At 61.5% G+C, this 17,532-nt stretch carries 14 protein-coding genes and 1 other RNA gene; 3 read left to right on the top strand and 12 right to left on the bottom strand.

Features of this window, described 5'->3' with window-relative positions:
• The first annotated feature begins 20 nt into the window (after nt 1–20).
• Nucleotides 21–1,403, top strand: coding sequence for an oxygen-independent coproporphyrinogen III oxidase (gene hemN, locus C4J86_RS18940; protein WP_124371493.1), 1,383 nt, complete (start codon nt 21–23; stop codon nt 1,401–1,403).
• Here the strand turns inward: hemN and C4J86_RS18945 are convergent, their stop codons facing one another.
• Entirely contained in the window at nt 1,404–1,874 is a 471-nt protein-coding gene (locus C4J86_RS18945; RefSeq protein ID WP_124371494.1) for a hypothetical protein, read from the bottom strand.
• Nucleotides 1,875–2,025: 151 nt separating this feature from the next.
• On the opposite strand from C4J86_RS18945, the gene fnr reads away from it, so the two are divergent.
• Both fnr and C4J86_RS18955 read left to right on the top strand, forming a co-directional pair.
• Nucleotides 2,026–2,760 carry a fumarate/nitrate reduction transcriptional regulator Fnr gene (gene fnr, locus C4J86_RS18950; RefSeq protein ID WP_124363895.1) on the top strand — a complete coding sequence of 245 codons (735 nt, stop codon included), beginning with the start codon at nt 2,026–2,028 and terminating at the stop codon, nt 2,758–2,760.
• A gap of 78 nt (nt 2,761–2,838) precedes the next feature.
• On the top strand, nt 2,839–3,387 hold the full coding sequence (locus tag C4J86_RS18955) for an adenine phosphoribosyltransferase (RefSeq protein ID WP_124363896.1): 549 nt from the start codon (nt 2,839–2,841) through the stop codon (nt 3,385–3,387).
• An 880-nt stretch (nt 3,388–4,267) separates the two neighbouring features.
• Here C4J86_RS18955 and recR read toward each other — a convergent pair.
• The 11 genes from recR to zipA form a co-directional block, all read right to left on the bottom strand.
• A complete protein-coding gene (gene recR, locus C4J86_RS18960) occupies nt 4,268–4,870 on the bottom strand; it encodes a recombination mediator RecR (protein ID WP_124363897.1) in 603 nt (200 codons plus the stop codon).
• 66 nt (nt 4,871–4,936) lie between these two features.
• Nucleotides 4,937–5,971 (bottom strand): NADP-dependent oxidoreductase, encoded by a 1,035-nt coding sequence (locus tag C4J86_RS18965; RefSeq protein ID WP_124371495.1) that lies wholly within the window; start codon nt 5,969–5,971, stop codon nt 4,937–4,939.
• A gap of 134 nt (nt 5,972–6,105) precedes the next feature.
• Nucleotides 6,106–6,444 carry a YbaB/EbfC family nucleoid-associated protein gene (locus tag C4J86_RS18970; protein ID WP_124371496.1) on the bottom strand — a complete coding sequence of 113 codons (339 nt, stop codon included), beginning with the start codon at nt 6,442–6,444 and terminating at the stop codon, nt 6,106–6,108.
• 43 nt (nt 6,445–6,487) lie between these two features.
• Nucleotides 6,488–8,542, bottom strand: a complete 2,055-nt coding sequence (dnaX, locus tag C4J86_RS18975; protein ID WP_124371497.1) for a DNA polymerase III subunit gamma/tau — start codon at nt 8,540–8,542, stop codon at nt 6,488–6,490.
• 96 nt (nt 8,543–8,638) lie between these two features.
• Nucleotides 8,639–9,229, bottom strand: a complete 591-nt coding sequence (locus tag C4J86_RS18980; RefSeq protein WP_124371498.1) for a hypothetical protein — start codon at nt 9,227–9,229, stop codon at nt 8,639–8,641.
• A gap of 1 nt (nt 9,230) precedes the next feature.
• Nucleotides 9,231–10,277: an N-acetylmuramidase family protein gene (locus C4J86_RS18985; RefSeq protein ID WP_124371499.1), complete on the bottom strand. Its 1,047-nt coding sequence runs from the start codon at nt 10,275–10,277 to the stop codon at nt 9,231–9,233.
• Nucleotides 10,278–10,433: 156 nt separating this feature from the next.
• Nucleotides 10,434–12,395: an AAA family ATPase gene (locus tag C4J86_RS18990; protein WP_124371500.1), complete on the bottom strand. Its 1,962-nt coding sequence runs from the start codon at nt 12,393–12,395 to the stop codon at nt 10,434–10,436.
• 148 nt (nt 12,396–12,543) lie between these two features.
• Nucleotides 12,544–12,640: signal recognition particle sRNA small type (ffs, locus tag C4J86_RS18995), an RNA gene on the bottom strand.
• A gap of 224 nt (nt 12,641–12,864) precedes the next feature.
• The gene (locus C4J86_RS19000; RefSeq protein ID WP_124371501.1) at nt 12,865–14,031 is read right to left on the bottom strand and encodes a putative zinc-binding metallopeptidase; all 1,167 of its coding nucleotides are present in this window, start codon (nt 14,029–14,031) and stop codon (nt 12,865–12,867) included.
• A 163-nt stretch (nt 14,032–14,194) separates the two neighbouring features.
• Nucleotides 14,195–16,552: an NAD-dependent DNA ligase LigA gene (gene ligA, locus C4J86_RS19005; protein ID WP_124371502.1), complete on the bottom strand. Its 2,358-nt coding sequence runs from the start codon at nt 16,550–16,552 to the stop codon at nt 14,195–14,197.
• An 87-nt stretch (nt 16,553–16,639) separates the two neighbouring features.
• Nucleotides 16,640–17,503, bottom strand: a complete 864-nt coding sequence (gene zipA / locus C4J86_RS19010; RefSeq protein ID WP_124371503.1) for a cell division protein ZipA — start codon at nt 17,501–17,503, stop codon at nt 16,640–16,642.
• Nucleotides 17,504–17,532: the final 29 nt, after the last annotated feature.

Consider the following 17,532-nt stretch of genomic DNA (forward strand, 5'->3'; position numbering starts at 1 on the left):
CAATCCGGGGGACCGCGCGCATGCTCGACGCCATTCGTTGGGACACAGATCTGATTCACCGCTACGACTTGGCGGGGCCGCGCTACACGTCCTACCCCACCGCCGTACAATTCGACAGCCAGGTCGGCTCCTTCGACCTGCTCCATGCGCTGCGCGACAGTCGCAAGGCCATACGGCCGTTATCGCTGTATGTGCACGTGCCGTTCTGCGCCAACATTTGCTACTACTGCGCCTGCAACAAGGTGATCACCAAGGACCGTGGTCGCGCCCAGGCCTACCTGCAACGCCTGATGCAAGAGATCCAGCAGGTGGCCTGCCACCTCGACCCGAAACAGCCGGTGGAGCAACTGCATCTGGGGGGCGGCACGCCGACCTTTCTCAGCCATGACGAGCTGCGCCAGGTGATGACCCACCTGCGCCAGCACTTCAATCTGCTGGAGGACGATTCGGGCGACTACGGCATCGAAATCGACCCTCGCGAAGCCGATTGGGCAACCATGGGCCTGCTCCGTGAACTGGGCTTCAACCGCGTCAGCGTCGGCCTGCAAGACCTCGACCCCGAGGTGCAACGGGCGGTCAATCGCCTGCAGAGCCTGGAAGAAACCCGCGCGGTGATCGACGCGGCGCGTACCCTGCAATTTCGCTCGATCAATATCGACCTGATCTACGGCCTGCCCAAGCAGTCGCCACTCAATTTTGCGCGCACCGTGGAGGAAGTCATCGGCCTGCAACCGGATCGTCTGTCGGTGTTCAACTACGCGCATTTGCCGGAACGCTTCATGCCGCAGCGGCGGATCCATACCGAAGACCTGCCCTCGCCGGCAGAAAAATTACTGATGCTGCAAACCACCATCGAGCAGTTGACCCAGGCGGGTTATCGCTACATCGGCATGGATCACTTTGCGCTGCCGGATGACGAACTGGCCATCGCCCAGGAAGAAGGCACGCTGCAACGCAATTTCCAGGGCTACACCACCCACGGGCATTGCGATTTGATTGGACTGGGGGTTTCAGCGATCAGCCAGATCGGCGACCTGTATTGCCAGAACAGCAGCGACCTCAACCAGTACCAGAACGCCTTGGCCGGTGCGCAACTGGCCACCAGTCGCGGCCTGATCTGTACCACCGACGACCGTCTGCGGCGGGACGTGATCCAGCAGTTGATCTGCCATTTCAGCCTGGAATTCGCGGGCATCGAGCAGAGGTTCAATATCGATTTTCGCGGCTATTTCGCTGAGCTGTGGCCGCAGTTACAGATAATGGCCGCAGACGGCTTGATCGAGCTGGATGCCCGGGGCATCCGCGTGCTGCCGGCCGGGCGCCTGCTGGTGCGCTCGGTGTGCATGGTGTTCGATGCATACCTCGAGCACCAGAACCGGCAGCGGTTCTCGCGGGTGATCTGATTACATCGACAGCGAGGCGGCTTTCATCGAGTCTTCGGCACTCATGCCCTTCATCGACTTGGCCAGCGATGTCTGAGCGGACATCAGGCCCGCCTGCAGCGAACTGATCTCGCTCTGCAGCGCGCTGGTACGGGCGCGAGCCTCCTCAGGGGAAAGGTTATTGGCGGCGGCTACCGCCGCCAGCTCGGCTTGTTTTTCGGCAATCTGTTGCTTCAACTGGCGGATCATTTTCAGTACCTGCTTGACGTTGTCGTCCAGGCCGCTGTCATCGATGTCCGAATTGCTGCTCTTGGCCGCGCCTGCAGCCTGGAAGGCAGCAGCGGAAATAGTCACGGTCACACCTTCAACCACTTTGGTTGGCGTGGTTTTTTCTTCAATCGCCGGTACCTTTTCGTCGGCCTCGCTCGCCGCCTTTGCATCAGGCACAAACGGGACGCGCACAGCAGGGTTGTAGGCACTGATAACAGACATGATCCGAGTTCCGTCTAATGGATGTGCCCCTGTATCGACCTCACGCGCAGAATCTTTAGACCGCCGGCGGTTTCTCGTTGGCGCTGGCCTCGTTGCCCTCCAGTGCGTTACCCTTACGTCTTATGTGTGTTTTCCCACAAGGATTTAAGAAATGTCCGAGCCAGTCAAACAGCGCGCTCACGGCCAGGCCCACTGCAAGGATTGCAGCCTGGCCCCCCTCTGCCTGCCACTTTCATTGAATCTGGAAGACATGGATGCGCTGGACGACATCGTTAAACGCGGCCGCCCACTGAAAAAAGGCGAGTTTCTGTTTCGCCAGGGCGACAAGTTCGACTCGGTCTACGCAGTACGCTCAGGGGCGTTGAAGACGTTCAGCCTCAGCGACGGTGGCGAAGAGCAAATCACCGGTTTCCACTTGCCCAGCGAACTGGTCGGGCTGTCGGGGATGGACACCGAGATTCATCCGGTGTCGGCCCAGGCGTTGGAGACTACGTCGGTGTGTGAAATCCCCTTCGAGCGCCTGGATGAATTGGCCTTGCAGCTGCCGCAACTGCGCCGTCAGTTAATGCGCGTGATGAGCCGCGAGATTCGTGACGATCAACAGATGATGCTGCTGTTGTCGAAAAAAACCGCCGACGAGCGCATCGCGACGTTCCTGGTCAACCTGTCGGCGCGTTTCCGCGCCCGTGGGTTTTCCGCCAACCAGTTCCGCCTGAGCATGTCGCGCAATGAAATCGGCAATTACCTGGGCCTCGCGGTGGAAACCGTGTCCCGCGTGTTTACCCGCTTCCAGCAAAATGCGCTGATTGCCGCCGAGGGCAAGGAAGTGCATATCCTCGACCCCATCCAGCTGTGCGCACTGGCCGGCGGTTCCCTGGAAATGTGATCCAGGGTCTGCGGCCAAGCGAACCCGCGAGGCCGCAGGTATACTTCGAGTCCGTTTTCCGCCCAGGACTCTTCGACGATGACCTTCGATTCGTTCGACATCAAATCCCTGATCCGCCCCGTCATCGACTTCCCCAAGCCTGGGGTAATCTTCCGTGACATCACGCCATTGTTCCAATCACCCCGTGCCCTGCGCCTGGTCGCCGACAGCTTTGCCCAACGCTATGTCGAAGCCGATTTCAGCCATATCGGCGCGATGGATGCGCGCGGTTTCCTGATCGGCTCGATCATCGCCTACCAGCTCAACAAGCCACTGATCCTGTTCCGCAAGCAAGGCAAGCTGCCGGCCGACGTCCTGGCCGAGGGTTACCAGACCGAATATGGCGAAGCCTTCCTTGAAGTGCACGCCGACAGCCTGTGCGAAGGTGACTCGGTGCTGATGTTCGATGACTTGATCGCCACGGGCGGCACCCTGATTGCTGCGGCGAATCTGGTGCGGCGCATGGGCGCAAAAATCTTTGAAGCGGCGGCGATCATCGATTTGCCGGAGCTGGGTGGGTCGCAGCGCTTGGAAGACATGGGCATCCCGACGTTTTGCCTGACGCAGTTTGCCCTAACCGAGCGATAAGCAGCGCCCTGACTGGCCCCATCGGGGCATGGGTATCTACACAACTTTGGCGTAGCCCTGAACCTGTGGCGGCCCAGGAGCCGAAGCCTCTCTAACTGATGCCCCGCGACCAAAATGTGGGAGGGGCGGTGCGACGATTCGACTTGCCCCCGATGGCGGCCTGACAGCCGACCAGGATGCTGGATCAGGGCGAGTACATATCCGTTGCTGCGGTAACGGCGGCTTAGGGTTCCGCCCTTACGGCGTCTCACTTTTGAAAAGCGCAAAAGTAAGCAAAACGCTCTTGCCCCACCACTCGGCACCTCGCCCAGGCTCGGTGTGCCCGTAATCCGACATTGATTTGGGGGGCCGCCGCCACGCGCCATCCATGGCGCGGGGCGGCTAAACCGGCATCCCTGCCGGTTTACCCCCCAAATCACTATCGAATTCCGGCCAGCGTGGTTTAACGGGGCGCCTAGATCAAAAGCAAGATCAAGAGCGGCTCGCTTCGCATCGTGGTTACCGTAGGCTGCTACAAAGTTGTGTAGATACCTATGGCTATCGGGGGCAAGCCCTAATGCCAGTCAGTTAAGCGTACACCACCGTCTGTAGGAGCGAGCTTGCTCGCGAAAAACGTCAACGATAACGCCCGCTTCCTGAATAAACGCGGTGCCTGTGAGTTTTTCGCGAGCAAGGGCTAGCCGCCCGCCTCGCTCCTACAAAAAGCCTTAACTGACTGGCATTAGGGCAAGCCCCCTCCCGCACTTTTGACTGTGTTCACAAATCCAAACTGTGGGAGGGGGCTTGCTCCCGATGGCTATGTGTCAGTCAACAGATTCATTGGCTGATACACCGCTATCGGGAGCAAGCCCCCTCCCACATTGGGTATTTGCAGTGGTCGTTAGAGCGCGATCGGCTTACGACCTGCGAAGGAGTGCGCCAAGGTGCCGCCGTCGACCAGTTCAAGTTCGCCACCCAGGGGCACACCATGGGCGATACGCGAGGTGATCAACCCTTTGTTGCTCAGCAATTGGGCGATGTAATGCGCCGTGGCTTCGCCCTCCACCGTCGGGTTGGTCGCCAGGATGATTTCGCTGAAGGTGCCCTGCTCTTCAATCCGCGCCACCAGTTGCGGGATGCCGATGGCTTCCGGCCCCAGGCCATCGAGCGGCGACAAATGGCCTTTGAGCACGAAATAGCGCCCGCGGTAACCGGTTTGCTCCACCGCGTACACATCCATCGGCCCTTCCACTACGCACAGCAGCGTGTCGTCGCGACGTGGGTCGGCGCATTGCGGGCAGAGTTCTTCTTCGGTCAGGGTGCGGCATTGGCGACAGTGGCCTACGCCTTCCATGGCCTGGCTCAAGGCCTGGGCCAAACGGGTGCCGCCGCTGCGATCGCGCTCCAGCAGTTGCAGCGCCATGCGCTGGGCGGTTTTCTGGCCGACGCCCGGCAAGGTACGCAGGGCGTCGATCAGTTGGCGAATCAGGGGGCTGAAGCTCATGGGCGAAGGGTCCGACAAAACAACGAGACGCGGTTTATACCCGCGCCTCGGATTAGCGTCAAATGCTCAATCCTGTGCGACGCGCACCACCAACTTGCCGAAGTTGCGTCCCTCGAGCAAACCGATAAAGGCTTCAGGTGCCTGCTCCAGGCCGTCGACCACGTCTTCGCGGAACTTGATCTTGCCATCGCGCACCCAGGGCGCCATGGCGCTCAGGAACTCGGGTTGGCGATCACCGTAGTCGTCAAACACGATAAAGCCCTGGATGCGCACACGCTTGGTCAGCAAGGTGCGCTGCAGCGCCGGCAGGCGATCCGGGCCGCTTGGTGCTTCATGGGCGTTATACCCGGCGATCAGCCCGCAGAGCGGAATCCGCGCCTTGGGGTTGAGCAGCGGCAGCACGGCATCGAACACCTTGCCACCGACATTTTCATAGTAAATGTCCACGCCGTTGGAACAGGCCTGCGCCAGCTCGTTGGCGAAATCCGCGCCCTTGTGGTCGATACAGGCATCGAAACCCAGCTCATCCACCACGTAGCGGCATTTCTCGGCACCACCCGCCACCCCCACCACGCGCAGGCCCTTGAGCTTGGCGACCTGGCCCACCACCGAGCCCACCGCACCGGAGGCAGCCGCCACGACCAGGGTTTCACCGGCCTTGGGCTGGCCGATGTCCATCAGGCCCATGTAGGCAGTCATGCCTGGCATGCCCAGCACACCCAGGGCCATCGACGGGCTCGCCAAGCCGTTGGGCACCGGCATCAGGTTGCGACCATCGCTGATGCTGTGGCTTTGCCAGCCGGTGGAGCCCACGACCAGGTCGCCGACTTCAAATTTCGGATGGCGTGATTGCTCGATGCGGCTGACAGCGCCACCGGTCATCACCTCGTCGATTTCCACCGGCGCGGCGTAGGACGGCGCGTCGCTCATGCGGCCGCGCATGTAGGGGTCCAGGGACAGGTAGAGTGTCTTGAGCAGTACCTGACCGTCCTCCAGCTCTGGCAGGGTTACCCGTTCGAGGCGGAAATTTTCCGGGGTTGGCGCGCCTTGAGGGCGTGAAACCAGGACGATGCGTTGGTTGAGCGTCGGTTCTTGAGGCATCAGGGGCTCCTTAGCGAATGCATGCGTATAGGGTGCAGACCCTGATTGTTGCGCCAGGGTTCAGATCCAATAGGCACATACAAAAAATGCTAGGCACGAGGCCTGGCATTCGGGTGCAGCGCAAAGCCGGTCAATCAGAACGGCAGCTTCATACCCGGTGGCAGTTGCATGCCAGCGGTCACGCCGCCCATTTTTTCCTGGCTGTTGGCTTCGATCTTGCGCACGGCGTCGTTGACGGCAGCGGCGAACAAGTCTTCCAGCACTTCGCGGTCGTCATCGCTGACGCCCTCGAGCAGGCTGGGGTCGATGCTGACGCGCTTGATGTCGTGACGACCGGTCATCACCACGCTGACCATATCGCCACCGGCTTTACCGGTGACTTCGGCGTTGGCCAGTTCTTCCTGCACCTTGGCCATCTTTTCCTGCATCTGCTGCGCCTGCTTCATCAGGCCGGCCATGCCACCTTTCATCATGGGAATCACCTCAAAAGTACGTGGATCAAATTAGTCGCCCGGTTCATGACGCCTGGGGCGCCGGGGCTTCGACAGGTTCAATAGTATCGTGACGGACGACCGCACCGAACTGTTGCATCATTTGTTGGATAAGCGGGTCAGCCTGGATCGACGCCTCGGCGTCGCGCTGGCGGTTCAAGCGCCGGCGCGTCGCAGCCTGGGCCGGGGTTTCCTGCTCGGGCTTGATCAACTCGATGGCGATGGTCAGCGTGCGCCCATGGTACTGGTTGAGCGCGTCGTTGAGCCGGCGCTGCTGAGTGGCATTGAACAAGGCACTGTGGGCCGGGTCCAGGTGCAGCAGCCAGTGGTCGCCGTCGATGGTAATCAACGTGCAGTTGGCGGCGATACTGGCAGTCATGCCGGAGATCGGCAATTTTGGAAACAATTCCAGCCATTGCAGGGCCAGGCCGGTGGCCGGGGCGGCGGCAGGCTCCACCTCCGGCTCGGGGGCCGGCTCGGCGGTGTGTTCGCTGGCAAGTTCGTCCAGGTAGCTATAGGCCGAATCCATGTCCGGCTCGATGTAGTCTTCGTCCAGCGGCGGTTCGTCGTCGAGGTCGATGCCGGGGGTGGCCGCCTCAACCTGGGCGACAGTCGGCTCGGGCACAGGCGCGGATACCCACTCCGGCGCATCCGGCACCACGCTGTCCGGGGTCGGCGTGGGCATAGGCGTCAATTCCGGCTGCTCACCAGTGGTGTCCAGCACCGGCTCCACGGCGGGCTGTTGCTCGGGCTCGACGGGCGCTTCAACCGGGGCATTCCAGGGCAGATCGACCACCGGGGCGACTTGCGGCTCCGGCTCCGGTTCTGGCTCGATAACCGCTTCAGGCGCGGCCACCGGGGCGGCAACCACAGGCGCTGCGGGCGCAGCCACCACTGGCGCAACCACCGCCGCGCCAGCCACTGGTTTGGCGGAATCAACTGTGGCCTGGCTGATCCCCACTGGCTTTAGCGGCTGTCTCGGCGCATCCGCCGAGTCAGCGGGCCGGAAGGCCAGCATCCGCAGCAGCACCATCTCGAAGCCACCGCGCGGGTCCGGCGCCAGGGGCAGGTCCCGGCGGCCGATCAGGCCCATCTGGTAATAGAACTGCACATCTTCGGCCGGCAGCGCCTGGGCCAGCGCCAACACGCGGTCGCGGTCGCCATGGCCGTTGTCGACACCCTCAGGCAATGCCTGGGCGATCGCGACGCGGTGCAGCACATTGAGGATTTCCGAGAGCACGCCGTTCCAGTCCGGGCCTTGCTCGGACAAGTGGCGCACGGCTTCGAGCAACGCCTTGGCGTCGCCCTCGATCAGCGCGTGCAGCACGTCGAACACCTGGCCGTGGTCCAGCGTGCCGAGCATGGCGCGCACATCGGCGGCCAGGACCTTGCCTTCTCCGAAGGCGATGGCCTGGTCGGTGAGGCTCATGGCATCACGCATCGAGCCATCGGCAGCGCGGCCAAGCAGCCACAGCGCGTCGTCTTCGAACGGTACGTTCTCGACGCCCAGCACGTGGGTCAAATGCTCGACCACCCGCTCAGGGGTCATGTTCTTCAGGGAGAACTGCAGGCACCGCGACAAAATCGTCGCAGGAAGTTTCTGCGGGTCGGTGGTGGCCAGGATGAATTTGACGTAGGGCGGCGGCTCTTCCAGGGTTTTCAACAGCGCGTTGAAGGAATGGCTGGACAGCATGTGCACTTCGTCGATCAGGTAGACCTTGAAGCGGCCACGGCTCGGCGCGTACTGCACGTTGTCGAGCAGCTCGCGGGTGTCTTCGACCTTGGTGCGGCTGGCGGCGTCGATCTCGATCAGGTCGACGAAACGCCCTTCGTCGATCTCGCGGCACACCGAACAGGTGCCGCAAGGGGTCGATGTGATACCGGTTTCACAATTCAGGCATTTGGCGATGATGCGCGCAATGGTGGTCTTGCCCACCCCGCGGGTACCGGTGAACAGGTAGGCGTGGTGCAGCCGCTGGCTGTCCAAGGCATTGATCAGAGCCTTGAGCACATGGGTCTGGCCGACCATTTCGCGGAACGAGCGCGGGCGCCATTTACGTGCAAGAACCTGATAACTCATCGAAAACCGTCGCAACTGGGAAGCGGAAGCCGGTAATGCTAGCGGAGCAGGGGGGAAATTGCATCCGGCACGCTCATAAAGTCGCCTCCCGCCGGTTTAAATCTTCGGCGCCACCAAGCGTGCGTACTGCTCCTGGCTGATCCAGCCCGTGAACGAACGGTCATCGGCATTGATGAACTCGACCTGCGCCCAGCCGTCCTTGAAGGCCAGCACGCCCACCACATCATTCTTGACGATGTAGGATCGCTTGGCGGCTTTGGCACCCGGGGCTTTCAACAGGTAAGCCTTGTCGGCCGACACCGTCACCAGGCCGATCCATTTTTTCCTGGCGGTCTGGCTCAACTCCAGGCCCGTCGCAATCTCTGGCATCAACACATTGATGCAACCAGGATGCTGGCGGCCTTGCTCAACGGTCAGGCGCACGCCGTCGGACGCTGCCGCCACGCTGCCGGGATACGCCACATCGAGCCAGGTGGTCAGCGCCTCGGGCGTGCCCTGCAGAAAAAACCTGCAGCCCCGCGTCACGCCCTCGCCCAGGCTTTCCGAGTAAAACCCTTCGACCTGCTGCTGCGGCGTCACCGCCAGCATCAGCCCTTCGTACTTACCTGAATGCAACGCGGCCGAGCCTGCCAGGGCCGGCACCACGGCGCACAGCGACAACACACCTACCGCCAGAAAACGAATCATCTTATTTCTTCCCTTCCAGTACGTCGTAGGCCTGCTTCATCAGCACGTCGTAGTTGCCATAGTCCTCACCGTTATAGTTACGGGCCATGGCGGTAAAGTCCTTGTTTTTCATCGCACTCATCAATGCGGTATTTTTACCGCAAAGGGCCAGGTAGGCCTTGAGCTGATTGCCGGCATTCACTTTCATTGACGCCACGAACTCAAATACCGTCTTGAACCCGCACGACGCAAAATTGAACCCCATGATCTGGAACATGCCCCACGAGGCCGACATCAACGCTGCTTCCTGGTCCAGCGCAAACGCAGTGGCCATGGTTTCCCAGGCTTTGACCTGATCCTTGTTGTTGGCCTGCCACTGCGGGCCGGCTTTTTTCTTGTAGATGTACGACAGCAGCGGATGCGCCTGGTCGTAGATGTGCTTGGTGTATTTGCGAAATTGATGGCCTTCGAAGGCGATGATCGGCAACTTGGCCGGCCCGAAGCCCACCTTCCCGCCCGACTCCACGGTGGCGAATGCCTTGATGACATTCACCGAGATCCCATTGCCCAGCTGCTTGGCAGCGTTCTGGAAGTCCGTTTCGCTCAGCGTCGTGCCGCCGTCGCAGGTGGCCTGCATCATCAGCTGCCGGTTACGCCGTTCGGCCTCGATCACCGCGCGCACCTGGTTGAGGTAGACATTGACCGTGGCCTGCACCGCATCGGCATTGTTATTGCCGAACGCGTTGAGAAAGCTCGGAATACGCGTGGTCGGGAAGGCCTGCACCGGCACCTTCACCGCCTCTTCGATCAAGCTGTTGAACGTGCGCCCGGTGGGGTCGATGACGCCATCGGGGTGGGCATATTTGAGATGACGGAACTGGTACTGGCTGATGCACTGCACCAACTGGCCGTCGCATTTGCCGTTTTCGGGCAGGGGGAAACCCATTTTGGGGATGATCAGGTTGAATAAATACTGGATGCACTGAACATCGGCAGGCAAGTTGCGAGCTTTACCGGGCGCGCCGACCGAGGCACTGATAAGACGAGGCAACCCTTGCAGGCTTTTCATGACAGACATCCTTGTGAGTTAAAGAAGTGAGAGCACTTCAATATCGATCCGCGCCGTTGGCATACGCCGAAACAAGCAGCCGGCGCACGCTAACAAGGTGGTTTGGGGTTGTCCAGAGGGGGTTTGGAAAGTTGTGAATCAGCCAGGATAAATCACTCAGTAGCCATGCACGTCACGGGTCTTCTGGTACTGGTGGTAGTCAATCCACTCGACCACGTCATAGGGCAGATAAAGCTGCGTTGTGGCCCGGGAAATGGCGATATACACCGCGCACAGGCGCTGATCGAACGCATAGGCGTCCTTGAATTTCACATTGGTCAACAGCTCAGGCGTGAGCAACACCTGATCGAATTCCATGCCGCCAGCGTCCTGGGCCAGCATCAGTAAACAGCGCTCGCCCGGATGGCCGCTGAGCCTGTTCAAGCGGGTCACGTCGGCAACGTTGAAGCCTTTTTCCAGCTCGGCCTCGACCCACAGGAATGCCTCATCGAACCGGCACGCGTCGCGCACTTGCTGCCAGTCGGCCAGATCGCTGAAAAACGGATGGGGCCCGCGGTCACTGTGCTCGCTGCCATAAAACTCTGGCTTGAACAGCGCGATGACGGTGTCCATGAAGTGCTTGAGGTCCTGCTGCGCTTCATTGCTGGGAAAGGCACAGGCACAACGCTCTTCGCTCAGTTGGATGAGCCATTTCATGGTGTCCCAGTGGGACGCGGTCAGCACCACGCAGCCGGGTGGCGGTACGAAGCCCTGGGGATACAGCTCGATACCGACGTCAGCGTCCCGCGCCCCCTCAAAGAGCACCTTGCTTTTCTCCGAATGCTGGCTGATCAGCGGATTGACCAGGCGCTCGACACTGCGCCCGGAACGCACGGAGTAGCTCACCTGCGTGTGGCGAACCTCACGGGCACGCCTGACCATCACCCCGCTGGCCTGCTGATACTCATCGCCCAGGGTAATCAGCACCTGGCGACCGCGTTCGATGATTTGCAGCAAGGGCGCCGGAATGTCCTGGCTCTCGTCAATCAGCACATGGGTATAGCGGTCAGGCACCACACTACCCGTCAGGTTTGCGCGCTTGATCATCAACAGGGCTTCGAACCCGGTGTGGCTGCTCCAGGCCGCATTCGCCTCCAGGTAGCCCCATAACCGGCTGGAATATTCGACCAACGCCTGGGCATCGACAGAGGACAACGGTTGCTTGAAATGCGGCAGATGCTTGGCCGACAGGCTGTAATCCCAGGAGCGGCAGTAGCTTTCAAGCACCTTGAGGCACACATCCAGCACCGCCTGCCCTTCCAGGCGACGAAAACCGAAGATGTTCAATTGCTGGGCCAGTGCCTGTTTGCTCGGGACGCGCACTTGCGTATTCACCGGCTGCGGCCTGGGGCCATGCAACAAGGCATGCGCGAACGCCTGGAAGGTGTGCCCGGCCTTTCGCTCCCGCGTGCCCACCATGCGTGCGCGCAGGGTCTCGAGCTTGGCCGGCGTACGTGCCAGCAGCAGGGTCTTTTCGGGGCGCAAGTGCTCCATCAGCGCCACCAGCAGGTGACTCTTGCCAATGCCGGCGTACCCCTGGACGTGCAGGTCTTCGTTCAGGTTGGCGCGAAAGGTCCTGACCAGTTTGTCCTGCTCGGCACTCAACCAGCGCTCGCGGTGCCTGGGCGTGACCATCTGCTGGCGGAACGGGTTGTTGGCCTTGAGGTGACGAACTTTGTATTCGACGTCCCATTTTCCGTCGGGCAACAGGTAGGTTCGCGCCAGGACTTCATCGGCCAGCAGAAAACGCAACTTCAGGCTCTTGACCACATTCAGGCCGAAGTACAGCTTGCGTGGGTCAAACAGCCGCTGCGCTTCCGACAGCAAGCTCACGGCAGCTGAATGCCTGGCATCCACCGCCCAGCCAATGAGCTTGGCCAGCACCCGTTCAGCGCCCACCGCGCTCAATTCGTTTTCCGGCATTTGCGCAAGATTCTGGATCACCAGCACCGCTGCCAGCTCTGGCTCGCTCAGGGCTACGAGCGCATTGGCAGCGTCGGCGCCCAACAAACCCGCACAGGTTTCGTCCGTGATCGGCAGGAATACAGGGCTGGATAGATCAAAATGTTCCGAATGCATACAGCCTCATAGCCAGGGGAGAAACGCTTGGGAGTATGCCACTCGCGGTGAAATAGCCGTCATGAACTGTGCAACAAGCGTCACAGATGATTGGCTGGGGATATGGATTCAGAGAAGGGTACTACAGGAAGGAGCGTTATGGAGGCAACCCCACCAGCCACACCCCGGCACACAATGTTCCCGCTGTGGCTGCTGCCTTCCGGCTCTGACCAGGTTCACGGGTAATCGTTGCGGGGGGACCGATGGGGTCACCATAACGACGCTCGCCTCTCGGCAAGCGGGGCCATTGTACCGATCTCATCGGAAGTTACAACCGTAAAAAATGAGAAGCTTCAAGTACTTGCCATGGCCTTCAACAATGACGCTATCCAATGTGGGAGGGGGCTTGCTCCCGATGGCGGTGGGTCAGCCACTGATGAGTAGACTGACACTCCGTCATCGGGGGCAAGCCCCCTCCCACATTTTTTTATCATTGTGCCTGTAGGACCTCATCGGCCCGGCCGCCCTCTTCCTGGATCACCAGGTGGATGAAGTGCAGCTTGGCGATCACCGCTGGCGGCAGCACGAAGGGGTAAAAGTCCGGCTGGCCCATGCTGCGCGACAATTCGTTGAGCATACCGGCCAGTTCGATCCAGGCGTTGACGAAGGAGAGGAACGCCGCACCGCCAGGGTGCTCAGGGTCGTACAGCGTGGTCAGGGGGAACGGCTGGTAATCCAGGTCCATCTCGCGGGCGCTCATGCCGAAGCCCAAGGCGGTGTCGACCGCGTCCATCATGTGCAGGTAATGCGCCCAGGTTTCGGCCCAATCTTCCCAAGGGTGCATGGTCGCGTAGGCGCTGACGCAGTTTTGCTGCCAGTCCTGGCGGGGCCCGTTCTGGTAGTGCTGGTCGAGCGCGTCGGCGTAACTGGCGCGCTCGTCGCCGAACAGCCTGCGAAACGGCTCAAGCCAGTGGCTGCCTGCGATCAGGCGATCCCAGTAATAGTGGCCGACCTCATGGCGAAAATGCCCGAGCAACGTTCGGTAGGGCTCGCGCATCTGCACGCGAATCTTTTCACGATGGGCGTCGTCGGCTTCCTTGATATCGAGGGTGATCAGGCCGTTGGCGTGTCCGGTAGTGGGCGCATTGCCTTGCAGGTCGACGCCGACGAAATCGAACGCCAGGCCGGTGTCTTCGTCGACGCGCTTGGGCACCACCTGCAGGCCCAGGCTGATCAGTTGCGCCACCAGTCGACGCTTGGCGGTTTCCACCTTGCGCCAGCGCTCGGGGTTTTCCGGCACGGACAAGTCGGGAATGGTGCGGTTGAGGCTGCAGGCCACGCACAAGGGAAAGGTGCTGTGCGCCGGGATCAGCCAGTTGCAGGCGGCCGGGGTCTCGAGGTTGGCGCACCGGCGAAAGGCGCCGGCGTCGAGGTTGTCGTCCATCAGCCAGGTGCCGACGGCGGGGCCGGGCTGCAGTGAGGACAGGCGGCTTTGCCAGGGGTGATAGCCCAGCAGAGCCGAGCAGGCCAGGCACTGGCTGTTGCGAAAGAACAACGACTGGCCGCAGCGGCATTGCCATACCTTGCTGTTACGCGAAGATCCGGCCATGAACGGTGCAGCGATGCGCGAGCTGAGCTGGTCGAAGTAGCGGAACATGCGATCTTTCCCTGGGGGCTGACTGAGACTAGATCATTTCCCTGGCAGGATCGTTCCCACGCTCAGCGTGGGAATGCATACGGTGACGCTCTGCGTCATGCCTTGGAAGAGCAGACGCGGAGCGTCCGGGGTGGCATTCCCACGCGGAGCGTGGGAACGATCGTCATACGGGTATGTTGTGTTTGGCCAGGAACGCGACGAAGGCCTCCTCGTCCAGCACTTTAAGCCCCAGTTCGCTGGCTTTGGCCAACTTGGAACCAGCGCCGGGCCCGGCCACCACGCAATGGGTCTTGGCCGAAACGGAACCGGCCACCTTGGCGCCGAGGCTTTCCAGCTTGTCCTTGGCCACGTCGCGGCTCATCAACTCCAGGGAGCCGGTGAGCACCCAGGTGTGCCCGGCTTCCGGCAGGCCTTCGACGACCTTCTTCTCGCTCTGCCAGTGCATGCCGAAGTCTTTGAGCTGCTGCTCGATGGCCAGGGCATGGCGGGCGTTGTCCGGATTGTCGAAGAACTCACGCACGGCCTTGGCCTGTTTCTCGGGCAGGGCCTGGCGCATGTCCAGCCAGTCGGCCTTGATCACGCCTTCGAGGCTGCCGAACTTGTCCGCCAGCTTTTGCGCCGCGCCCGGCCCCACGGAGGGCACGTGCAGCTTGTCGAGCAGGCCGCCCAGGGTGGTGCTGGCGGCGAATTCGGCGCTCAGGTCGCCCTGCTCCTGCAATTGCAGGGCGCATTCATCGGGCGAGAGCAGCGCGCCGATCACGTCCTGGTTATGGCTGTCTTCAAAGAAGCTATGGATCTCGTGCGCCACTTCCAGGCCCACGTCCGGCAAGTATGTCAGCACCTCCGGCAAGGCCTTCTGCACACGCTCAAGGGAGGCCAGGGAGCGCGCCAGCACCTTGGCGGTCTCCTCGCCCACATCGGGAATACCCAGGGCGTAGATAAACCGCGCCAGGGTCGGGGTCTTGCTGTTTTCGATGGCGGCGATCAGCTTCTTGCTGGAAACATCGGCGAAACCCTCCAGGTCGATGATCTGCTCGTACTTGAGCTTGTAGAGGTCGGCGGGCGAGCCGATGAGTTTTTCATCCACCAGTTGCTCGATGGTCTTGTCGCCCAGGCCGTCGATGTCCATGGCGCGGCGCGAGACGAAATGAATGATCGCCTGCTTGAGCTGCGCGCCACAGGCCAGGCGCCCGACGCAGCGGTACACCGCGCCCTCGCTGACGGTTTCCTTGCCCTTGCTGCGCTTGACCAGCTGCGTGCGCTCCACATGGGAGCCGCATACCGGGCAGTGCTCGGGGATCTGCACGGCGCGGGCGTGCTCCGGGCGACGCTCGGCCACCACCGACACCACCTGCGGGATCACATCCCCGGCGCGGCGGATGATCACCGTGTCGCCGATCATCAGGCCCAGGCGCGCCACTTCGTCCATGTTGTGCAGGGTGGCGTTGGACACGGTCACGCCCGCGACCTTGACCGGCTTCAAACGCGCCACGGGCGTGACGGCGCCGGTGCGGCCGACCTGGAATTCCACGTCGAGCAACTCGGTAAGCTCTTCCATGGCCGGGAATTTATGCGCAATGGCCCAGCGCGGCTCGCGGGCGCGGAAGCCCAGTTCACGCTGGGAGGCGATGCTGTTGACCTTGAACACCACGCCGTCGATTTCATACGACAGGCTGTTACGCCGCGCGCCGATGTCGCGGTAGTAGTCCAGGCATTCCTGAATGCCCTTGGCCAGTTTCAGCTCATGACTGATCGGCATGCCCCACTTCTGCAACTGCTTGAGGTTACCGATATGGGTGTCACTGATATCCGCCGTCACCTGGCCGATGCCATAGCAGCAGAATTCCAGCGGGCGGCTGGCGGTGATCTTCGAATCCAGTTGGCGCAGGCTGCCGGCGGCCGCATTGCGCGGGTTGGCGAAGGTTTTGCCGCCAACCTCCAGTTGCGAGGCGTTCAGGCGTTCGAACCCGGCCTTGGACATGAACACTTCACCGCGCACCTCCAAGGTGGCCGGCCAGCCGCTGCCGTGCAGCTTCAACGGGATGTTACGCACGGTGCGCACGTTGACGCTGATGTCTTCGCCGGTGGTGCCATCGCCTCGGGTCGCGCCGCGTACCAGCTCGCCGTCCTGATACAGCAGGCTGACCGCCAGGCCGTCCAGCTTCGGCTCGCAGCTGTATTCGACGCTGGCGAACAGGTCACCGGCCGGCAGGTCCAGCCCCTCGGTCACCCGCCGATCGAATTCGAGCATGGTCGCTTCATCGAAGGCGTTGCCCAGGCTGAGCATGGGGATTTCATGCCTGACTTGGGTGAACGCCGACAGCGCCGCACTGCCGACCCGCTGCGTCGGCGAATCACGCGTCACCAGTTCCGGATGCTCGGCCTCCAGGGCCTTGAGCTCATGGAACAAGCGGTCGTACTCGACGTCCGGAATGCTCGGTTCGTCGAGGACGTGGTAGCGGTAGTTGTGCTGATCCAGTTCAGCGCGCAGTTCAAGGATGCGGGTATGGGCGGCGGTCATGGGTGTTCTCTCATAAAGCAAAAGAGCAGCCGAAGCTGCTCAATATGTTAGTGCGCTTATTCTACTGACAACGCCGAAGCGCAATCCTCAGCGTTTCTGTGTCAGGGCGCGACGCTCGAACTCGACGATGCGCTGACGGTAATGCTCGATAGTCTGGGCGGTGAGCACGCTGCGCTGGTCGTCCTTGAGCTCGCCGTTCAGTTCCTGGGACAGCTTGCGCGCTGCAGCCACCATCACATCGAACGCTTGTTTCGGGTGACGCGGGCCTGGCAGGCCGAGGAAGAAACTGACCGCCGGGGTGCTGAACAGGTCGATATCGTCCAGGTCGAACGTGCCCGGCTTGACCGCGTTGGCCATGGAGAACAGCACTTCGCCGTTACCCGCCATGCTTTCGTGACGGTGGAAAATATCCATCTCGCCAAAGCGCAGGCCACTTTCAAGGATATTCTGCAACAGCGCCGGGCCTTTGAAGCCACCGGCATCGCGGCAGATCACACTGATCACCAGCACTTCTTCGGCGGCCGGCTGATCGTTGACCGACTGGCGCGGGGCGTTCTTGCCGGCGTTTTCATCCGGGAAGTCATCGTCGCGGCTGCTGAAGCTCGGGCCTTCGTCGACATCGAGGTTCAAGTCGCCCTGATGCGGCTCGGCCACGCCAGCACTGCCGCGCTTGCCGCGCTTGGACGACGGCTCACGGGCCTCACGCACCGGCGCGCTCATCGACGGCAGGTCGTGCTCGTCCAGTTGCGGTTCCTTGTGGGTATCCAACACACGGGGAGGCCCCAGCAACTCGGCGTTGCCGTCGTCGTCCGGCAAGTTGGACAGGTTTCGGTCCAGGCGGAATTTAAGCTTGCCCTTGCCACCGCGCATGCGGCGCCAGCCATCAAAAAGAATACCGGCAATGACAATGATGCCGATGACGATCAGCCACTCGCGCAGACCGATTTCCATGTAATCCCGTGCCTCTATAAAAAATGCTG

Origin of the sequence: Pseudomonas sp. R2-7-07, from assembly GCF_003852355.1 — a bacterium.
GTDB lineage: Bacteria > Pseudomonadota > Gammaproteobacteria > Pseudomonadales > Pseudomonadaceae > Aquipseudomonas.